General features: G+C 41.5%; 15 protein-coding genes. 7 read left to right on the plus strand and 8 right to left on the minus strand.

What is annotated here, in order from left to right:
• Positions 1 to 26: 26 nt before the first annotated feature.
• Together HG267_RS15615 and HG267_RS15620 are read left to right on the plus strand one after the other, a co-directional pair.
• Positions 27 to 1,073 (plus strand): hypothetical protein, encoded by a 1,047-nt coding sequence (locus HG267_RS15615; RefSeq protein ID WP_096621997.1) that lies wholly within the window; start codon positions 27 to 29, stop codon positions 1,071 to 1,073.
• Positions 1,074 to 1,435: 362 nt separating this feature from the next.
• Entirely contained in the window at positions 1,436 to 3,559 is a 2,124-nt protein-coding gene (locus HG267_RS15620) for a flotillin family protein (protein WP_045872006.1), read from the plus strand.
• A gap of 1,173 nt (positions 3,560 to 4,732) precedes the next feature.
• Here the strand turns inward: HG267_RS15620 and HG267_RS15625 are convergent.
• Positions 4,733 to 5,998, minus strand: coding sequence for a hypothetical protein (locus HG267_RS15625; RefSeq protein WP_045872005.1), 1,266 nt, complete (start codon positions 5,996 to 5,998; stop codon positions 4,733 to 4,735).
• Between the two features lie 94 nt (positions 5,999 to 6,092).
• A complete protein-coding gene (locus HG267_RS15630; RefSeq protein WP_045872004.1) occupies positions 6,093 to 7,784 on the minus strand; it encodes a potassium channel family protein in 1,692 nt (563 codons plus the stop codon).
• 174 nt (positions 7,785 to 7,958) lie between these two features.
• On the opposite strand from HG267_RS15630, the gene HG267_RS15635 reads away from it, so the two are divergent.
• A complete protein-coding gene (locus HG267_RS15635; RefSeq protein WP_045872003.1) occupies positions 7,959 to 8,453 on the plus strand; it encodes a hypothetical protein in 495 nt (164 codons plus the stop codon).
• Positions 8,454 to 8,952: 499 nt separating this feature from the next.
• Here the strand turns inward: HG267_RS15635 and HG267_RS15640 are convergent, their stop codons facing one another.
• Complete coding sequence (locus HG267_RS15640) at positions 8,953 to 10,641, minus strand: hypothetical protein (RefSeq protein WP_052335288.1); 1,689 nt, start codon at positions 10,639 to 10,641, stop codon at positions 8,953 to 8,955.
• Positions 10,642 to 10,813: 172 nt separating this feature from the next.
• Positions 10,814 to 11,644: an ATP-dependent sacrificial sulfur transferase LarE gene (gene larE / locus HG267_RS15645; protein ID WP_045872002.1), complete on the minus strand. Its 831-nt coding sequence runs from the start codon at positions 11,642 to 11,644 to the stop codon at positions 10,814 to 10,816.
• A 43-nt stretch (positions 11,645 to 11,687) separates the two neighbouring features.
• Between larE and HG267_RS15650 the strand changes: the two genes are divergently transcribed.
• The gene (locus tag HG267_RS15650) at positions 11,688 to 11,921 is read left to right on the plus strand and encodes a hypothetical protein (protein WP_155539417.1); all 234 of its coding nucleotides are present in this window, start codon (positions 11,688 to 11,690) and stop codon (positions 11,919 to 11,921) included.
• A 7-nt stretch (positions 11,922 to 11,928) separates the two neighbouring features.
• Here the strand turns inward: HG267_RS15650 and HG267_RS15655 are convergent, their stop codons facing one another.
• Both HG267_RS15655 and HG267_RS15660 read right to left on the minus strand, forming a co-directional pair.
• Positions 11,929 to 12,324 carry a hypothetical protein gene (locus HG267_RS15655; protein ID WP_045872001.1) on the minus strand — a complete coding sequence of 132 codons (396 nt, stop codon included), beginning with the start codon at positions 12,322 to 12,324 and terminating at the stop codon, positions 11,929 to 11,931.
• A 214-nt stretch (positions 12,325 to 12,538) separates the two neighbouring features.
• Entirely contained in the window at positions 12,539 to 14,440 is a 1,902-nt protein-coding gene (locus HG267_RS15660) for a transketolase C-terminal domain-containing protein (protein WP_045872000.1), read from the minus strand.
• A 464-nt stretch (positions 14,441 to 14,904) separates the two neighbouring features.
• Here HG267_RS15660 and HG267_RS15665 point away from each other — a divergent pair, with 464 nt between their 5' ends.
• Together HG267_RS15665 and HG267_RS15670 are read left to right on the plus strand one after the other, a co-directional pair.
• Positions 14,905 to 15,663, plus strand: a complete 759-nt coding sequence (locus HG267_RS15665) for a DeoR/GlpR family DNA-binding transcription regulator (protein WP_045871999.1) — start codon at positions 14,905 to 14,907, stop codon at positions 15,661 to 15,663.
• Between the two features lie 400 nt (positions 15,664 to 16,063).
• The gene (locus HG267_RS15670) at positions 16,064 to 17,056 is read left to right on the plus strand and encodes a metal ABC transporter solute-binding protein, Zn/Mn family (protein ID WP_045871998.1); all 993 of its coding nucleotides are present in this window, start codon (positions 16,064 to 16,066) and stop codon (positions 17,054 to 17,056) included.
• Positions 17,057 to 17,130: 74 nt separating this feature from the next.
• Here the strand turns inward: HG267_RS15670 and HG267_RS15675 are convergent, their stop codons facing one another.
• Positions 17,131 to 17,667, minus strand: coding sequence for a GrpB family protein (locus HG267_RS15675; protein ID WP_045871997.1), 537 nt, complete (start codon positions 17,665 to 17,667; stop codon positions 17,131 to 17,133).
• A gap of 245 nt (positions 17,668 to 17,912) precedes the next feature.
• On the opposite strand from HG267_RS15675, the gene HG267_RS15680 reads away from it, so the two are divergent.
• Complete coding sequence (locus tag HG267_RS15680; protein WP_045871996.1) at positions 17,913 to 18,608, plus strand: phosphatase PAP2 family protein; 696 nt, start codon at positions 17,913 to 17,915, stop codon at positions 18,606 to 18,608.
• 298 nt (positions 18,609 to 18,906) lie between these two features.
• Here HG267_RS15680 and HG267_RS15685 read toward each other — a convergent pair whose 3' ends face one another.
• Entirely contained in the window at positions 18,907 to 19,404 is a 498-nt protein-coding gene (locus HG267_RS15685) for a DUF427 domain-containing protein (RefSeq protein ID WP_045871995.1), read from the minus strand.
• Between the last annotated feature and the right edge of the window lie 18 nt (positions 19,405 to 19,422).

The following is a 19,422-nucleotide window of genomic DNA, read 5'->3' on the forward strand; positions in this document are numbered from 1 at the left end:
TAGATATCAAAAAAAATCATAAAATTATGCCTAATGAAATCTTAAATTTAGATGCGAATTTGCTTCTAGTCTGGCCTGAAGATATTTCAGATAACTATACATTAAATAACTTAGATAAGTTAAAAATTAAGAGCTTAATAAATATATTTCAAGCCTCTCTATATGCACCATCAAAAGCAGAATCTGAAACTCAATTAAGTCAAGCTTACTCAATGCTTGGCTCATTGGAAACATTTCCTTCTGACAAATACTTAACTATCACTACTTCCTTAAAAAAATGTGAAGTTGAAGATTATGATTTTTACTTTGATGTTAAGCGAGAAAAAACTAAAGGTTCACCTGCATTTTTGTTGATTAGAAGTATCCTCATTGCTTATAAAACATTTTTAAATTTGAGACAAGTTAGTCATAATAAGCAATCAGAAAATACCTACAATGCTTTATTTATATGGAAAAGGTATCATTGGCTTTTTTTTGTTTTTTTGCAAGCTAATATTCTTTGTATGATACATCTAAAAAAAGAGATGCGAAAAGAAAATATTGTTCAGGTAGGAGTTATTTTAAAATCCATGTCTCAATTAATGTTAGCATCAGGGGCATCAATGTTATTTGCTGGGACATCACAACCTCAAGAATACGAAAATGAAATTCGCCCCACTATGATGCTTCCTCATGTTAATTCTCCTGATTTTAGTGGCATCATGTCTTACGATCATGCTTATCTCATCAATTCATGGAATAAGGAGAAAGGACTATTTAAATTAGTACCTACATTTCTTAAATCTGCGTATGAAGAATTTCTTGAGTCACATAAATTTCTGGCTTTAGCTCATAAATTTGTATGTCACAAGTATGGAGGAGAGCAGACAGGAAGTTTAAGAGAAAACAAAGCTATTGCTTTAGAAATTCTTGAGAAAATCAACGATTCACGCCGCAGATTAATTATCAGCAGCGATCGTCAATTATTAAATCCAGATAGCAGACTGAGATTAACAGATGACTCTGAATATGAAGAATATCTAAAAACTGGCTTTAAATGTTATAGTCAATTACTAATTAAAAGTTTGAATTAAGAACAGCTAGTCCTTGAGGACTACAATGATTAATTAAGTTTAAATATGACGCATCAGCTAGTCCAAAAATTCAGTAGGGGAGTAGGCTTTGTAATTCCGTAGGATACAGCCTTTCGCCCCTGATTCCTCAATTGCGCGAGAATTTTGAGTATCATTACTCATTGACAATTCTGACTTAACTTTAAGTTGTCAACAATAGCCTCTGGCTGAAAACGAGATGAAGAAAGCAGAGGGCAGGAATCAGAATTACCTTCGAGCCTTCTGGCTTTTTTGCTAAAAAAATTACACCAAGTTTAAGAAATTCCGCTCCGCCCCAGTGAAGTGATACGTTAGATAATTAGTTGCCCAGAAGGGCACACATTATGAACAGCTTTCAATCTTCTTTTGGTAAGCGGAAACAAAATAAATTAGCTCGTTTTGCTGGATCTGTTGTCGCATCGTTAGCGATCGCTGGCAGTGTAAATTATGCCAATATTGCTAAGGCAACACCCACAAAAACATTTACAACCAACAATATCGCCTCAGTTTCAGTCAAACCTACACAGCAACAGCCCCTCGTTGCCCAGTTATCGAGTAGCAATACTCAATACCAGGCAATGCAATTATCGTCTGGGGTGCTAGTCCCAGTTATTGTTTTGGGAGGTGTAATTGTATTTGTCCCCTTGTTCTTTGGCGGCTTGGTAGTAATTGGCGAACGGGAAGTTGGTATTGTCGTCAGGAAGTTTACCTTATCTGGACGTGGACTCCCCGCAGGGCGGTTAATTGCGCTCAATGGTGAAGCTGGTTTGCAAGCAGATACCCTAGCTCCTGGTTGGCATTGGGGTTATTGGCCTTGGCAATATTCTGTGCGGAAAGAATCTGTGGTAGTTGTACCTCAAGGTGAAATCGCCTTGATTGTAGCGGCAGATGGTGCATCTAACCCACCAGAACGCATTTTAGGGAAAATCGTCGATTGCGATAACTTTCAAGATGCGCGGAAATTCCTCACCCACGGTGGCGAAAAAGGTCGTCAAATGGGCTTTTTGACGGCAGGTACTTACCGCATCAACACCGCTTTGTTTAAAGTGATCATGGCATCGAACGCTTCTGCTCATGGCATGAATCCCGAACATTTGCGGGTGTACAGTGTGTCATCTGATAAAGTTGGCATCGTCACAACTCTAGATGGTTTACCAATTGCTGGTGGAGAAATAGCAGGGCCGACAATTGCGGGACACGACAACTTCCAGAATGGGCAAAAATTCATCGATGCAGGTGGACGCAGAGGCTTGCAAGAGCAGATTCTCCTTTCTGGTTCGTGGAACTTGAACCCTTGGTTTGTGCAAGTTGAACAAGTGCCAATGACGGAAATTCCCATCGGCTATGTGGGCGTAGTAATTTCTTTCGTAGGTAAAGCTCAAGAAGACGTGAGTGGTGCAGCCTTTACCCACGGTAACTTAGTCAACCAAGGACATAAGGGTGTGTGGGTTGAACCACTTTATCCAGGTAAGCACCCCCTGAATTCCCGGATCATGAAGATTGAACTAGTGCCCACGACCAACATTGTTTTAAACTGGTCAGGTCGCACCGAACGCCATAGTTATGATGCTAAACTAGCTTCCCTGACAGTGCGATCGCGTGATGGGTTTGCCTTCGATTTAGAAGTAGCGCAAATTATCCACGTTGGTGCTTTAGATGCTCCCAAGGTAATTTCTCGCGTTGGTTCCATGCAAAACCTTGTAGACCATGTTTTGGAACCAACTATTGGTAACTATTTCCGTAACTCTGCCCAAAACTGTACAGTCCTTGACTTTCTGACTGCGAGAAGTGAACGTCAAGCCGAAGCTGCCGAGTATATTAAAGTCGCAATTCGCGCTTATGACGTACAGGCAATAGACACCTTAATTGGTGATATTCAGCCGCCAGCAACCTTAATGCAGACTCAGACAGACCGGAAAATTGCCGAAGAACAGCGCAAGACTTACGAAGTGCAACAAGCAGCACAAACCCAAAGACAACAACTCGTCCGGGAAACAGCACTGGCTGATATTCAGCAAGAAATGGTGAAATCAGAGCAGAGTGTCCACATTGCTGACTTGAAAGCGCAAGCCCAAATTAAGCAGGCTAATGGTGAAGCCGAGGGTACAAAACTCCGCGCAGTGGCTGAAGCTGAAGGTATCCGCGCCACAGGTAATGCGAAAGCCGAAACCTATCGTTCTGGTGTGGAAGCCTTGGGGCCACAAGGTTATACAGCCATGCAGCTGATGCAAATTATTGGCGATCGCAATGTTCGCCTCATCCCAGATATCCTGGTTGGTGGTAGTAATGGCAGCAGTAACGGTTTAGTTGATGGTTTACTATCACTAATTTTGTGGAATCAAACTGCCAAGCCAGGTGAGGCGTTACCAACTCCATTGCATCCACAACCAATAGTCAAACCCGAAACAAGCGCCAACGGACAAAGCAATATTCCACCAATAGTGGTTGATTTTACTGGCGATAAGTAAGCGGTTCGCCAAGGTAACTTAGCAGGATACAGGTTAAGGGGTAAGGGGGAAAGGTTTCAATACTTGTCGGTTAAGGGCAAAAGGGTAAGGGTAAAAGGGGTAAGAAAAAACCTTTAACCCTTACCCTTTCACCTTTTCCTCAAACCAAATTAAGAGTTGAAAATCCTTAACCGAGCAGTATTGGGAAAGGTTTTTATCCCTTACCCTTTTCCCTTTCCCCATTCCCCAAACTTCACCCAGCATTTTTGGGTTGGCAGTCCACTCAAAAAACTCTCATACTTACGATAGATATACATCTTTGAAGTAACTTTCTTTTGATAGAGTAAATAACATTAGTAGTTACCACATAATTATTTTGTGTGTAATACATCATCTTAGGGCTTGAGGTCACTCCAAACACTCCTTGGGGTGGCATTTTTATTTAAGTAATTTTTGTAAAAAAATAGCATTTTATACTAAAACTAAATCAAATAACATTTGCAACACATCAATAATATTCTAGAGGGCAGGGCAGTGCCCCTGCCCCTACAATCTGGCGCATTTTTTTTCAAATTGCTATAACAATCTTGTGCATTTATCAAGTATTTATCTATCACTAACTTTCTGTAAGTGAGTATGATAAAAAACTTTATTCACAAGGAGATTGAGTTTTCCATCCCTTTCAAGAAAAAATACTCAAAAGCTCATTTATTCTTCTTAGAGTGAGCTAGGCAATTGTGTATGATACTCAACATCATCAAAATATAACTGCCTACAATAGCTATAGTTAAAGTTGTAAATGTAGGTATCTTCAGGGATTTAACTATAGCGTCGAGAAGAGTTGCTGCTCCAATACTAAAAATCAAACTAGCTATAAAAGCTATTAAGTTTTTATTCAAAGGATTTTCCTAATCGCTTTAAATGCCGACTTAATTTACTAATATGCGATTTAGCTAGATAAAGACTGTAAATGTCGTTACCTATAAAAGTAGAAATACAGCATATTTCAGGTAAATCAGTTATGCGAGTAGGACACAGGCACTGCCCATACCTGTCAATTTAACTGTAAACCCTTACCAAAACTCGATTTTGCATCAAATTGCCTAACCCCTTTTTTCAAGGGTGTTTGGGGGAAAAATAAGCGCTGAAAATTACAGCCAATCATTGTTCAAACAACCTCTAATATTTTTGGTATCACTTGCGAATACCATCATTATCAATTGCACTGTAACTATCATTACTCATCAATCCCAGCCAAGGATCGGAATTAGGAGTTAAAAACAATTCAGCGTAAACTTTTTCATTCAATGTATTCACATTATTTGTGGCATTACCCTGCATAAACCACTGATGAATTTGGTTATGTAGCGTATATTCGTTCCTGATTGTATCTAATGCCATTACATTTTCAAAATTGCTCACAATTCGCTGTAAATTATCAGCTTTATGAGCTTGAAAACGTTTGTTACGTATTAATGCCACACTGTTATTATCTAACTTGGCATCTGCTGTATATAGTTGGGCAATTCGCTGCCATGTTGCGGAATCAGTAATATCTTGAAGTGCCGTTTGATTGCTACTAGCAATATTAATATCTCGTAACAAAGGAGATTCAACTCGCATTTTACTCACAGCTATAGTACCAGCTATCGCTGCATTAGGTGTTTCACTATTATTAGCAGGTAGTTCCACAAGGCGAGGAAGATTTTTAATACCTAATTTTGATAAATCTGTTCCCCATTGACGTTGGCTAGATGCTAATTGTTGACGATGATACTCTTGCAAAAAACCAGCGCGGGCAACACCTTGAGAATTAGTATATTCTTTAACTAGTTTTTCTCCAGCTACTAACTGACGCAGAAATGCTTGCGGCCCATATAAACCGGGAATTGCATCGACTGGTTCACCAGAACTATCGAGTATATAGTGAATGCTATTACCTGTAATGGTGCGTTCTAACTTGCGCCCGTCACCAAAATCTATGGTAACTTTGGGGACAGGGCGTACAGATTGCCAGTGGAGAATATAGCGATCGCGTAGGAATTTAGAAATTTCTGCATTGGGATATAATGCTACGCGGAAAAAGCGACTATTGGCACAGCTTAAATCTTGGTCAAGATTTCCTAACAAACGTAATGAAAGTATAGGTTTATTACTAGCTTTAGCAGCAGCTTTTGCTTGTTCTAAATCGGTGTACCAATAAAGTTTAGAAGCATAACAATCTCGTTGCTGACAAATTTTGTCTAACGCCTCTTTGATTTGTGGCGAAGGATTGTTTAATTCTTGTGCATGATTATTAAGAAATGTCTCTAAACCTTTTGCCCCTTGGGGACGAAGTGATGCAACTTGCTGTGTAAGTTGTGCGTAATTTGTGCTGGGGGTTTGAGTATGAGCAGTTTGCGAAAATCCTACACTAATCAGCGATAAAGCGATCGCAGTTTTAATAGACCTAACTTTCATATTGGAACTAATTTAATAAAAGAAATTAGACGTTTTGTAGAGTAATTAGTTCCTGATCATAGTTAGAAAAATGAAGTGGACAAATGACCATCAATCAACTTACCATGACTTGCGATCGCCCATCTCGCCACAATTCATATAATCTATTTGCTGGCATTGTTAAATATAAAATATCGCCGGGACTGAGTTGAGTTTCTAATAAATCCCAGCCGTGGAAGGTTTGGCAACTCGCTTCTACGTACAAAGGGACAAAATCAGCCGACATCGCAGCATCTTTGACTAATTCACCGCAAAATGGATGTGCTGGTGTAATCATCGTCGCGAAGGCTACCCACAAACTATCGGCGGTAATCCCATTACCTAGGATGCGTCCCCCTAATGCAGCCGCCGCAAAAGCTGGTGCAGCTAATTCTGCGGGACTAAGTACGGCTTCAAAATCAAATACTTGTTGTGCCATCCCTGCAAAATCTGGGTCAGCATAATGGACAATGACAGGAATGCAGGGAGATAATCCTTTGGCTTTGAGAGCAATTTCTAAATTAATAGCATCGTTGCTAGTAACAGCCAGCACAGCCGCAGCATTATCTATATTACTGGCTTGGAGAATAGCGCGGAAACTGGCATCACCTTGAATTACGGGAATACCTAAGCCGCGAGTTGTGTTGACAAATCTGTTGTTGCTGTCGGTTTCAATTACTACTACCTCATGTCCACTGGTATGAAGTTCTTGCACAATTCTCACACCAATACCACTCAAGCCACAGACTATGTAGTGATGTCGCTGCGGAATACGTGCTGCATCCCAAAATTGCTTGAAGCGGTTACCTAAAATAAAATCGGTGAGCATGGCATACCAAATACCAATTACTGCTGCACCAACTAACATCATCACAACAGTAAATAATTTAATGCTGCTGGGAGCATTTTCAACTATTTTGTCATTACCACCTGCTCCCGTAATCATACCGACTGCAAAATATAAAGCATCAATAAAAGAGATATTTAAACTAGCCGAAACATAGGTAAGTGTAGCCATCAAAATAATGGCAAATAACACCATTGCCATCGCTACAACTGATTGAGCGTGTTTTTGAAATTGCTGCAAACTAGTGAGAACTTTGATGAATTTTCTTACCCATGATTTGCGGATAGGACGAACGCGAGGTTGGATACCAACAATTAAGCGATCGCCTACTTTTAATTCTTGCCCAGATAGCACCGCCGCCACTAAATCTAAATCACCTTCTACAGGTAGATAATAGATTAGCATTCGCGACCTATCTTCCCATAAATCGCCTAATTTCCGACCCAACCAAGGATGATATTCGTCAATATATTCTTCTTGAATCGGCCAAGTTTGTTGAAATAATTTAATTTGCCCGATCGCTTTATTACCCAGTGCTGCAAAAGTAAACACTGGTGCAGCCAAACCCACCACACTCATACTTAAATGGTCTGGCAAAGTATGATCGAGACGTTCCGCCAAACTACTATTATAAAAGCGATTAATAATGCGAATATGCGGATTTAGTATCCGCGCTTGCATCATAATTGCTAAATTGCGCGCATCATCAGAGCTAGCAATGACTAAAGTGTGGGATTGTTCAATTCCAGCAGCCTTGAGGGTAGCTGCTGTATGCAAATCACCAATAATCACATCTCCTGCGGTTTCGCCAGGGATAGGCTTGTGATGAATACCAACGACAAACGCACCCTGTTGTCGCAGCAGACGAAAGACTTTATATCCAGTCCGTCCTAAGCCACAAACAATAATTCTAGGTTTCATGAAAGAGCCGCAATATTCCGATGAGGCTGCATTCTCAAGTATTTATTAACATTGTTGCTGAATTAGTTGTGTAGAACTGTAACTGACAACACGGTAATCTTAAATAAGACGGCACTTTTGCAATATTTTGCGAGTCAATATTAATTAGATAGGTTGAATTTGCAAAAAATCTATATGAATACTTGGCTAAAATTAACAACTATTGGTGTAATTCTATCTCCCTTAGCAGTAGCAAGCATAATTTCGGCTAATGCACAAGCGCAACCAGAATCAGCAGCAGGGCCAATTACTACACCAAATGTCAAATTAAATATCCAAAGTACTGCAGGTACTTGTCCTGAGTCAGTTGGTTTATGGTGGTTGACACTACCTTATGAAGGTGGTGCTGAACATACAGTAATTGCTGACACTAGACCATTTTCTAACACCACAAAATTAGTTTCATCTAATAAGCAAGTTGTAGAATATGTTGCCAACTTAAACGATAATTATGCTTCTTGTGTTGGTCAAGCACAGAATAAAGAATACACATTTTACAATGTGCAATTTAAGAATAAGCAAGCATATTTCCGTGTAGATTTGCGAAAAATTCAGGCAAATGCTAAGGAAATTACTTACAAGACTGTAGCAGCTTCTCGTCCTTATGTCAGATGGGCGATCGCTGATTAATAGGGACTGCTTGTCTAGTCAGAAATCTGTGTACTTCTTCTGCTACTGTGGCACACAAGATTAAGTTGCAACCTCGTGACGAATATGAGGCACTTGTGCAAGTCGTCATCAACAACAAACTCCACAGTTTCGACAAAAATCTGCACGTCGAAATGGTATTGAAGTATCGGGTAATAAGTAGTGTTTGAGACCAAAATCCCAAATTGATATTACCCCTAATTAACCCTGTTTTGTCACTCTCGGAAAACAATAATCTCAGGCTGATTCTGAGATTCTTAGTTAAGAAAATTAATTGACAATAAAACCACAAAACTAGTTACCCAACAAAAAACCGAACAATAATTTTGGAGGGGGTTTGGGGGACGAAACCGTCACCCAATCGGGGGTTTGGGGGAGAATCCCCCAATTGAGCTAGCTGTTTCCACAACTGACAAATCAATCACTAATGACCTTATCTGACCTGTATTGAATTAGATTCTCCTAATCTGACAAAAGAGGATTAAGAACCACATGTACCCAAAGGCAATTGATGAACATTTGTCATCACGTCGCCGCCGGGTTGTGCTTCACCCCTTTTGTTGGGGCCGTAGAGATAGTCCACAACGGTTGTGAGGTTATTATCTGTATAATCTCTGACTAGAGAAGGTACTTTCCTTTTATCTGCATTAATTATGTCATTGAAAGGGCTAGGGCCACGTACTTGAACACTACCTGGTTCTGAGTCTAGATTTTTGGGGGGATGGGTATGATATATTCCCACCACGTATACACCATTTTCATCAGGGGGGGTGTTTCCTGGTGCAACGCTACCACTAATAGGATCTCCTACTGTGACATTTGTGACTGAAAGTTTTCCAGTAGTGCTATTCCACAACACCCATCTCAGTCTCTCTCTATTATCAGCTTGTGTTCCTTGCCAGTCTTGGTCAAGAGACTGCCTGACTACAGGATTACAAAAGATTTCTAATTTTGATGGCGCTTTAGGTGTAGGTGTTAGGGTATTTCCTGTTCTGGGAGCAGATGAGTCTGGCTGTGAATTTGTATCATCGCCTGTACCAGAAGCACCGTTTGCATTATTACCTGTACCAGGAGTACCGCTTGCGTCATTACCTGCGTTATTACCTGCATCGTTATCTGCATCGGGAGTACCTCCATCAGCCGGACGAGCTGATAAACCTAAGCGCTGTCTTCCTGTGTCACCAGGAACAGCAACTTCACCAGCTGGATTATATTCTACGCCTCCATCTTGTGTTAGAAGTAATGCTTGTTTTGTAGACTTAGCAGCTAAGTTTACATTTGCATTTGCTTGCTTACGAAAATTATCAGGAACGTAAATCTGAATAAGTGTCTTGCTGTAGTAAGTAGGCAGATAACGGATGTAAAATCCTTGGGGATTAAGTGACCAACGACCCTCTGGTATTTCTGGCCCATCTCGTTGCGGTTCTCCAGCCAACACTGCAATTTGTTCTAGTTGTGCGTAACTTGTACTCTTGATCGTGAGCATTTCTCGGATACGTGCTTCTGTTTCAAACACCAAACGTAATGGAGAAGGCAAATTAGCAGTGGCTTGATCTAGTACTGATTTGGGTATTAAGCCCAAAGCACCACCATTGAGTTGAAAAATCTCATCTTTCGTTAGTAATTTTGCTGCTGTCTGCTGGATTTCTGCGTTAGTATCACTAATTTTTGTGCGGGCTATTATTGCCCATAACAACATTTGTATATCTTTTTGGGGAATTTCTGGATAACGGACGGAGTTTTGCAGAATTTGCCGGATAAGTCCGGCTTTGGAACCTTTTAGAGGTGCGTAGAGATAGCCGTTTCCCTGACTAGGCCCATGAGTACCAGCTCGTAAACAGTAGCTTTCCACTGCCAATTCAAAAGCCCCCGGACGCAATAAAAAACCACCGTTAGCGCCGCGTGGTAGCTTTGTTAAGCGTTGGAATTTCTGGGGTTTAAAGTTATCGGGAAGGGTAGATTGCTGGCGAGTATCGGCAAAACTGGTGCTGATAGGGGGGTCTCCCTCTAAAAGTTTGGTGATATCGGGGATGGGAAGTTGTGGTGTTGGGATCTCAGGTATGGGGATGGGGACTGTTGGGATGGGGATAGGTAGAGAAAATTGAGCCATTGCTGGTGTTGCTGTAACTAGCAATAAGCTGATGAAAAATAATACAATAAATTTTTTCATTGATAAAATCTTTGCTTGCAGGTGTAAGGTATATTACGTAACCTTTGAGGTAATTATGCAAGCATTTTTTCGGAATTCAATCAAGAAAATGTAACTATTCAGTAAATTTTCGTAGTTAGGGGAAAAATAAAAAACGCCAAACACTCAATGACAAATGACAAATTGCAGAATTCTAAGCTTTAAAGCTCAAGGCTTGCGGCTGCAAAACTTGATTTAACTTACCACTGCGATAACCTTCCAAATCGAGGGTGACATAGATAAAACCAAAATCTTGAAAAGCAGACACTATTTGCTGTAAATCTGTTGTCAACACAAACTCTTTGATTTGTTCTGGCGGTAATTCAATCCTTGCTGTATCCCCTTCAGAACGCACGCGTAAATTTTTCAACCCCAACTTACGCAGGTAAATTTCTGCTCTCCCAACGCGTTGTAACTTCGCAACAGTAATCTCCTCACCATAGGGAAACCGTGAACTAAGACAAGGTTGCGCTGGTTTATCCCACCAAGGTAAACCGAGTTCTTGGGAAAGCTGGCGGACTTCCATTTTCGTAACACCAACTTCCGCTAAAGGCGATCGCGCACCTCTTTCTTTCGCTGCTTGAATTCCTGGGCGATAATCGTGCAAATCATCAGCATTCACGCCATCCACGACGTAGGGATAACCCAATTCCCTAGCTAAAGGTTTGAGTGTGTCGTGCAATTCACTTTTGCAGAAATAGCAGCGATTGACAGGATTGGAAGTGTAATTGGGATTGTCCATTTCGTTTGTCTGGACAATTTGATGAGGAATCCCAATAGTTGCCGCTTGAATTTTCGCATCTTCCAATTCTTCTGGCAATAGCGATGGTGAAACAGCCGTCACAGCCAAAGCGCGATCGCCTAAAACATCATACGCAATCTTGGCAACCAAAGTACTATCAACACCCCCAGAGTAAGCAATTAGCGCTTGCTCCATTTCTGCGAATATCGCTTTTAGTCGCTCAAGTTTTTCTGTTATTTTCATTTTCCAGTCCTACCGCAATCCTATAGCACCCAACTCTATCTTAATGGAGCAATTTATCTCCCGTTACAACAACGAAGAACGATTACGGGAGACTTCCTTCCAAAAATCGGTGTGCTACGCGACAACACAAGCTACTCAATTACGGCGTACACCAGACCAGATAAAAAACTCCACCCACAAGGGGATGGAGTTTTTGGGCATGGGGAATAGGGCATTGGGCATAGCAAAGAGTTACCAATGCCCAATGCCCAATGCCCATTTTCAAGTCAGTCGTTGAGTTTCGCTTATAATGAGTTTCGATGTCTGATGAAAAGCTGTTCGACACATAACAAGATGATCGTTAGCGTCGTTGCTGCTTGTCCGATTGCATAATTTGTCCAGTTTTCAGTCAGCACGATAAAGACGAAGGAAAAAAGCGTTGTGGCAATGATTAGCCAGGGGGCGATCGCGCCTATTTTTTGCCTCCATACAGCTTGCTCACGCAGTCTACTGTAACTATTGAGAACGTATTGCTGCCAAAACTGAAAGGTACTAAGCACTGCGAAAAGATACAATAGCCCTACATTGAAGAACAGAACGTTTTTAAGCTTTGAAGCCGTGTCAGGTTGCTGAAGTGCGATTGCGGCTAAACAAGTTCCTAAGGTTAGATACAAAACTGTAAACACAGTCAAGCGACGCATTGCTCTATCCTGCCAAAATTTGTTCTAAATATTAAAATTCCCCACCCTAGATTTGATTAAGGGTGGGGACTCTAAATTTTACGTCAGCACTTGCTCTACCATCTCTAACGATAGGTATAGAACTTACGCATTGATAGAAAAGCCAAAATACCAGGTAGAGTTTTCAAGGCTTATAGCTAGATTTTTCCATGATATTTTAGCGATCGCACTTTATCTAGCCAACTAACTCTTTCACCTTCTTGATAATGCCCACCGGATCGATACCTTGATGGGGGTACTGTTCCCACAAGCCACCGGAACCTTCTCTATAAGTCCCCAGGTGAGCATATTTAGGAGTCAAGCCGCGTTCTAACAGCCAGGAACCAAAACGGCTACCTAAGCCAGTGCGACGGTTGAAGGCTTCCACTACTAAAACAAAAGGTGCTTTGCCAATTTTAGCGATCGCTTCTTCATCCACTACGTTTAAAGTCGGTTTGTTAATTAAACCTACGTCTAAGCCTTCTTGCTTCAAGCGTTCTACCGCATCTAAAGAACGGTATAAAGCATCGCCAAAGCTGACAATATAACCTTGGGTGCCTTCGCGGATGACTTCATCTTTATCAGGGACGAATTTATAACCACTGCCAAAGAATTCATTACCATTAGTATCCAAAATATTAGGTACTTTGGAACGGGTGGAGAAGATAAACCGCAATCCGGGGTCAAAAAATACAGCTTCTACACAAGCTGTCATTTGATTTACATCGGCGGGGAAGTAGAGTCTTGTGTCATGGCGGTCATCTAAGCCATTATCGGCAAACATATTATTTAAGCCGAAGTGACAGGTATTATCCGCCATGTCATCGATACCTGCATGGGAGAAGTGACAGAGAACGTTAGATTGGTTCAATCGCGCCATTGTAATTTCAGAAATGCACATTTCTAAAAAGGCGCTGAAGGTGGCGAAAATGCCTTGTTTGCCTTTTACCATCCCAAACCCTGACGCAGCCGAGAAATTACCCCGTTCCATGATGCCAGAGGGGATAAATACTTCGGGATAGGTATCGTGTATTTTCTTCAATCCACAGGAACCTTCTAAGTCGCTGTCAATGACTAAGACTTTTTCTTTGCGTTCGGTTTCACTCATGCGGCTGAGGACATTGACCACAGCTTCCCCAAAGACGTTGCGGTTAGCGCCCCATTTATCGCTAGAACCAATAAATGTATAGGTTTGCTTGGGTTTCTCGATATTTTTCAGGTAATCTACAGCCGCAGTCTGTCCGCGAGATTCGAGATATTTAATCGCTAAATCGACGGAAATCACATCATGTCCGTGGGTTGAGCCTTCTAAACCTGCAATACCGGGACACATGGGGCGTTTGTTGATCACTGCGATCGCACCGGGTGTATTTACGGCTTCGCATAGGCGGCTGTACAAATCGTCTAAATCTTCCCCATCTCCCTGAAGTACCTTTAATCCATGACCTTCTAAGGTTTTGGCTACGGTGAACCCAGGTAAATATTTAGAAGGATGTCCGGCGATGGTCACATCATTATCATCAATAATTAGCTTCACATTGAGATGTTGAGCAACAGCCAACCGCGCCGCTTCTGCGTCGTTTCCTTCCTGCTGGGAACCATCAGAACCAAGGCAGAAAACGACTTTGCCAGGATTCGCCATCGCCACACCGTTGACGTAAGGCCAGACGTGCCCCAATCTTCCAGAGCTAAATTTTACCCCAGGAGTAAACCCTAATTCCGGGTGTCCGGGTAAATGAGAATGGGCTGCACGATATTGTAGCAGGCGCTCTGCGGGTAAATCCCCATGCAGCGTTGACATCAGATACTGGGTAGCGACACGATGTCCAGCTTCATCAAAAAAAATCGGCACAAATTGCTCAGATACTCCCCGGAAGAAAGCATCGAGAATCATCACTTCTGGAACTGTATCGTATGGCCCGCCAGTGTGACCACCCACGCCTCTAGCTGCACCTGTAGCGGTAAAAAACACGATCGCATCTCGGCAAAGTTGAATATTGGCTTTGAGTGAGTCTCTTTGTTCCGCCGTCAAAGTAGGATTCGCCGGATTGAGCGATAAATATTTGTAAGCACCGAGATCAATAGGAAATTTAGTCATTTGTTATTTGTCCTTTGTTATTTGTCATTTGTCATTGGTCAACCGTCAACTGTCAACTGTCAACAATCAACTATGCACGAATGTACTTGAATCCAAGTGAAGATACGGTTAAATGCACGAAAACATACACTTTACCGCTATTGTGAAATGAATAACCCTAGCAGCAATCTCTCTTTTGACAGAAGATAGGCTGAAATGTCTGCTTGCTGGTATAGGAAAAAGCAGCCGGAGGTGATATCAAGTCCGATTTAATACTGATTGCTAGGTTGACACTGGTCAATCGAAAATCTTACTCTGTAAGGATTCAGAGCGATAAGCACAAGGAGAGTTGTTTGCTAGACAATTAGGCGGACATCAGATTGAGTCTAATGCTTGTGATTTATTTGTATTGAACTGTATGCAATAAGTATAAACTCACAAACGTGCAATTTCAAGATTAAAAACGCAACTTCCGGAAAATAATTATGCTCACTGCTGAACGCCGACAATTCATCCTCGAAATTCTGCGTCGTGATAAAAAGGTGCTGTCAACGGAACTGAGTGCAGTTCTCAAGGTTTCTGAAGACACGATTCGGCGGGATTTGCGGGAATTAGCTGAAGCTGGACTATTACAGCGTGTACATGGCGGCGCACTGCTAACTTCCCCAGCCACCGCCAGTTACGCCGATCGCCAAAAACAAGCGCCCAAAGAAAAAGAAGCGATCGCACTTGCTGCGGCTAAATTAGTTTGTCCGGGGCAGGTAGTAATTTTAGATGGGGGAACAACTACGCTGCAAGTTACCCGCCATTTACCAAAAGATTTGCAAGCCACAGTCGTCACCAATAGTCCACCAATTGCGATCGCCTTAGCAGAACATCCCCATATAGAAGTTGTAATGTTGGGTGGTAAGCTCTACAAAAAAGCCTTAGTGAACGTCGGTACTGTCACCATTGAGTCTTTACGGATGATTCGTGCAGATTTGTGCATGTTGGGAGTGTGCAGTTTGCATCCGGAAGTTGGCATCAGTGTACCGAATTTAGATGAAGCCCATGTCAAACGAGCCATGATAGATGGTTCGGCTGAAGTCGTGGGATTAGTCACCGCAGAAAAATTAGACACAGCCGCCCCTTATGTAGTGGAGTCGATTCATGCACTGACTTACCTTGTAACTGCACCGACAGTATCTAATCAAATGCTAGCTGCTTACAAATCTTTAGGTTTGACAATTATTCGTGATGAGTAAAGCCCAATACTTTGCTAAAGCAGTATCTGGGTTAATAGCTTGAGAGTTAGCATTGCTGTTACTGCTGCAATCTCTGATGGAAACTAGAGAATTTACAGATTCAGACAGTTAATAATATGTGGATAGAATGCTGCAAAATAGCGAACAAATATGTTATGTTATGTCCGCAAAAGATAAATTGCTGTTGCTGAATTATGGAATAAAACTTGATTCATTGAAAATTAAAACTCTTATCCTCTTTGCGGCTTTGCGCCTCTGCGTGAGCTAAATCATCCCGACTTGATGCAACATCGATAAATTTTATATTTAACCATCCCTTCCGATACTTATGAGACTTTTTCAAACATCTTTTTAATGAAATAATTCTCATAATTATTTTTAAATATCTAACCTTAATAATATGTCAAAATTAGTAATAAAAGATAATTCTATCCGTGCCGCACTCATCGCTTTAACAATAGGATTTGTTGGCTGTGGGAACCAAGCAACAAGTACTTCCTTGACTCAAACCACCACGCGAGTAAATACTAATCTGCCGCGAGTAGTTGCCACCACAAGTATAATATGTGATTTTGCCAGACAAATTGCCAAAACTACTATTAACCTTACCTGCTTAATTCCGCCAGGTACAGACCCACATATTTACCAGCCAAAACCAGAAGACCGAGAAGCTTTAGAACAAGCTAATTTGATTTTATATAACGGCTATAATTTAGAACCAAGGCTGATTAGACAAATTAAAACAATTAAAAGTGCTGCACCGAAAATTGCTGTTGCTCCCCTTGCTGTTCCCAAACCCCAAAAATTTAGGGAGGATGGCAACATAGTCACCGACCCTCATATTTGGCACAATACCAAGTATGCTCTCAGAATGGTTGAGGTAATTAGCAGTAACTTAGGCAAATTAGAACCTAGCAATACAAAAACTTATAATAGTAATAAAAGAAAAATTACCCAAGAACTCAACCAATTAGACCGATGGATTAAAGCTAGAATTGCCAGTATTCCTAACAATAAACGGACAGTAGTTACTACCCATAATGCACTTGGTTATTACACTCAAGCTTACGGTTTGTCGTTAATAGGAACTTTAGAAGGTATTAACACCAATGACAGGCCAACAAATACACAAGTGAAGAACTTGGCTAAAAATGTTGAACGAGCGAAAGTACCGACAATTTTTGCAGAAGCAGATATTAATTCTAATGTGATTCAGTCTGTAGCTAAAGAAGCTACAGTCAAACTTTCCGAAAGACAACTTTATGCTGATGGATTGGGAAGGCCGGGAACGGAGGGAGAAACTTATCAAAGTATGATGGTTGCTAATACGCGCACACTGGTAGAGGGTTTAGGAGGGACGTACTTAATATTTGAACCAAAAGCTTCAAAGTAACACCAAATATAACAACCTTACCAGCGCTTTTAGGCGCAAGCAGCAAATAAAAAACTTCTTCACTCTAGCTTTAGTTAAGAGTTACCTATCGTTTGTTGCGATCGCTTCCATTCTAGGGCTTTTCTTTCCATCTCCTTGACGAATCCATCTTTCCCATTGACATATCCTTGGATATCTTGCGGGAATTGCTTGGCTAATTGACGTTTCAAGTCACTGTATTTGAGCGCATCATCAGGATGTGCAATCATGTAATCGCGAAATGCTAAATGTCTTTGCACTTCAAAAATGTCAAACACAAAAATGTGAACGTGATGCGTCCTAGTACCTGCTTCATTATCCTTGCGAAAGAAACGACGACCAGGTAAGCCAAACTCACCCATAGCCTCATAACCTAATGCAATCATCGCTGAACATTGCTGATCTAACTTAGCAAGGTCTTTCACCTGAACCAACAGATCAATAATTGGTTTGGCATAAATATTGGGAATTGAGGTGCTACCAATATGGTGAATTGCTACGACATTGTCACCAAGTGCTAGTGCAATTCGCTTGGCTTCCTCCTCAAATTTGACACTCCATGTTGCGTCATGCGGTACCACTTCTACTTTCATGAGGGACTATCTATTGAAACTAACTAGCAATTATACGGAAGTCTATGTTATCTGTGTTTTTTCAGGAATATGACATTTATTGGACTGATTTATGGAGCTATGGAAGTGAATACAGCAGCAGCGATCGCTACTTCAACTCAGGTGAGAGTTGAGAAAGCTTATATTATCAGAGTTAAAGCTTAATTTTCAATTGGTCGTAGCTTCCAGATTACTACACCAATTTTCAAGTTAATCTGACAAACTCAATGTTTAACTCTGCTTTTTGGCGATACTCCAAGTCTTTCCTAACTTTTTTGTGGCATTTGGTTGTTAAGCGCCGTGCTGCACTCTTTATCTTGCTCATCGGCGTATTTTTACCCCTACAAATCTTTGGAGAATTAGCCGAGGAAGTTTGGGAGAAGGAAGCTGGCTTTGCTTGGGATGTACCTATCCTGTTAGCAATACACTCCACAGCCCAACCGCAACTAGATGTTTTTGCTTCCACACTGACCAAATTGGGAGTATTCTGGGGTGTATTTCCGGTTGCTAGTGCGATCGCATTGGCTTTGTTTATCCGCAGACAATGGCGTAAACTTGCTTACCTCCTCACCACTCTGCTGGGAAGCATCATCATTAATCGCACCGCAAAAGTACTGTTACATCGAGTACGCCCCCACCTGTGGGAATCACCAGCCCCAGAGTTTGACTACGGATTTCCTAGCGGTCATGCTATGTCAAGTATGACTCTGGTAGTAGCCTTAGTAATTCTCACTTGGGGTAGTCGCTGGAGTCTCTTAGTTCTGATTGCTGGAGGTATATTTGTCTTAGCAATTGGCTGGACACGCCTATACTTGGGAGTCCACTATCCCAGCGATATCTTAGCAGGCTGGACAGCTTCAATTGCCTGGGCAACTGGAGTCAGTTTGCTCATCAGGCCATATCGCACTAAGCGACGACAATAGTCACCGAATTTTAGATTTTAGATTTTGGATTGTTGGCGTAGCCTCTCCGTCAGGAGAAGATTAATATTTAAATTGGCTTCTAAATTTATAGTGGCTGTGCCAGAAGTAAGCTAAAGATAGGATTCATATTTGATTTCTGAAATCCACGTAAGGGAGACAATCTAAAATCTAAAATCCGTCTTGGAAAGTTTGCTCAAGTCGGGGAACCCCTTCGGGTTCGGCAGTCCACTCGGCGGCATAGCCGCACGTGTGGCTGCACTCACCGCCCACGCAACTTTCCGCAAAATCCAAAATTGATTCACCATCCCCAACTACCAGGAATACCTTTAAAAGGCCCAACAATATCCCTTGTAATCCAACCACCGTAAAAGTTACCTGGTTGTGGTTGTACTTTTTCGCCATCAACATAGCAAGCATCCATGATATGAGCATAAAAAGCTACATAATCTTTGATAGATGCAAAAGCTGGTGTGGGATTAGGGTAGAACCAGGCAACATTTTGAAATTCTTTGTCACCAACACGCAGAGTGTAATAACCTGCACTTCCTTTCCATTCACAAAAGCTAGATTGTGGTGTTAGCAACAGGTATTCCATTTTGATATCCGCAGGCGGGATATAGTAAACCGGGGGATGGCTAGTTTCTAACACACGTTTAGCTGAGTGCGTATCTACAATTGTTACGCCATTAAAAATAATTTGAATATGTTTGCTTGTATCCTCAAGGCGTGGCGGACGGGGATAATCCCACACTGATTCTTGTCCAGGTAAGGGTTCTATGCGTTGCGGATAAACCATAATGACCGAAGTTGGTAG

Source organism: Tolypothrix sp. PCC 7601 (assembly GCF_025677855.1).
Classification (GTDB): Bacteria; Cyanobacteriota; Cyanobacteriia; order Cyanobacteriales; family Nostocaceae; genus Aulosira; species Aulosira diplosiphon.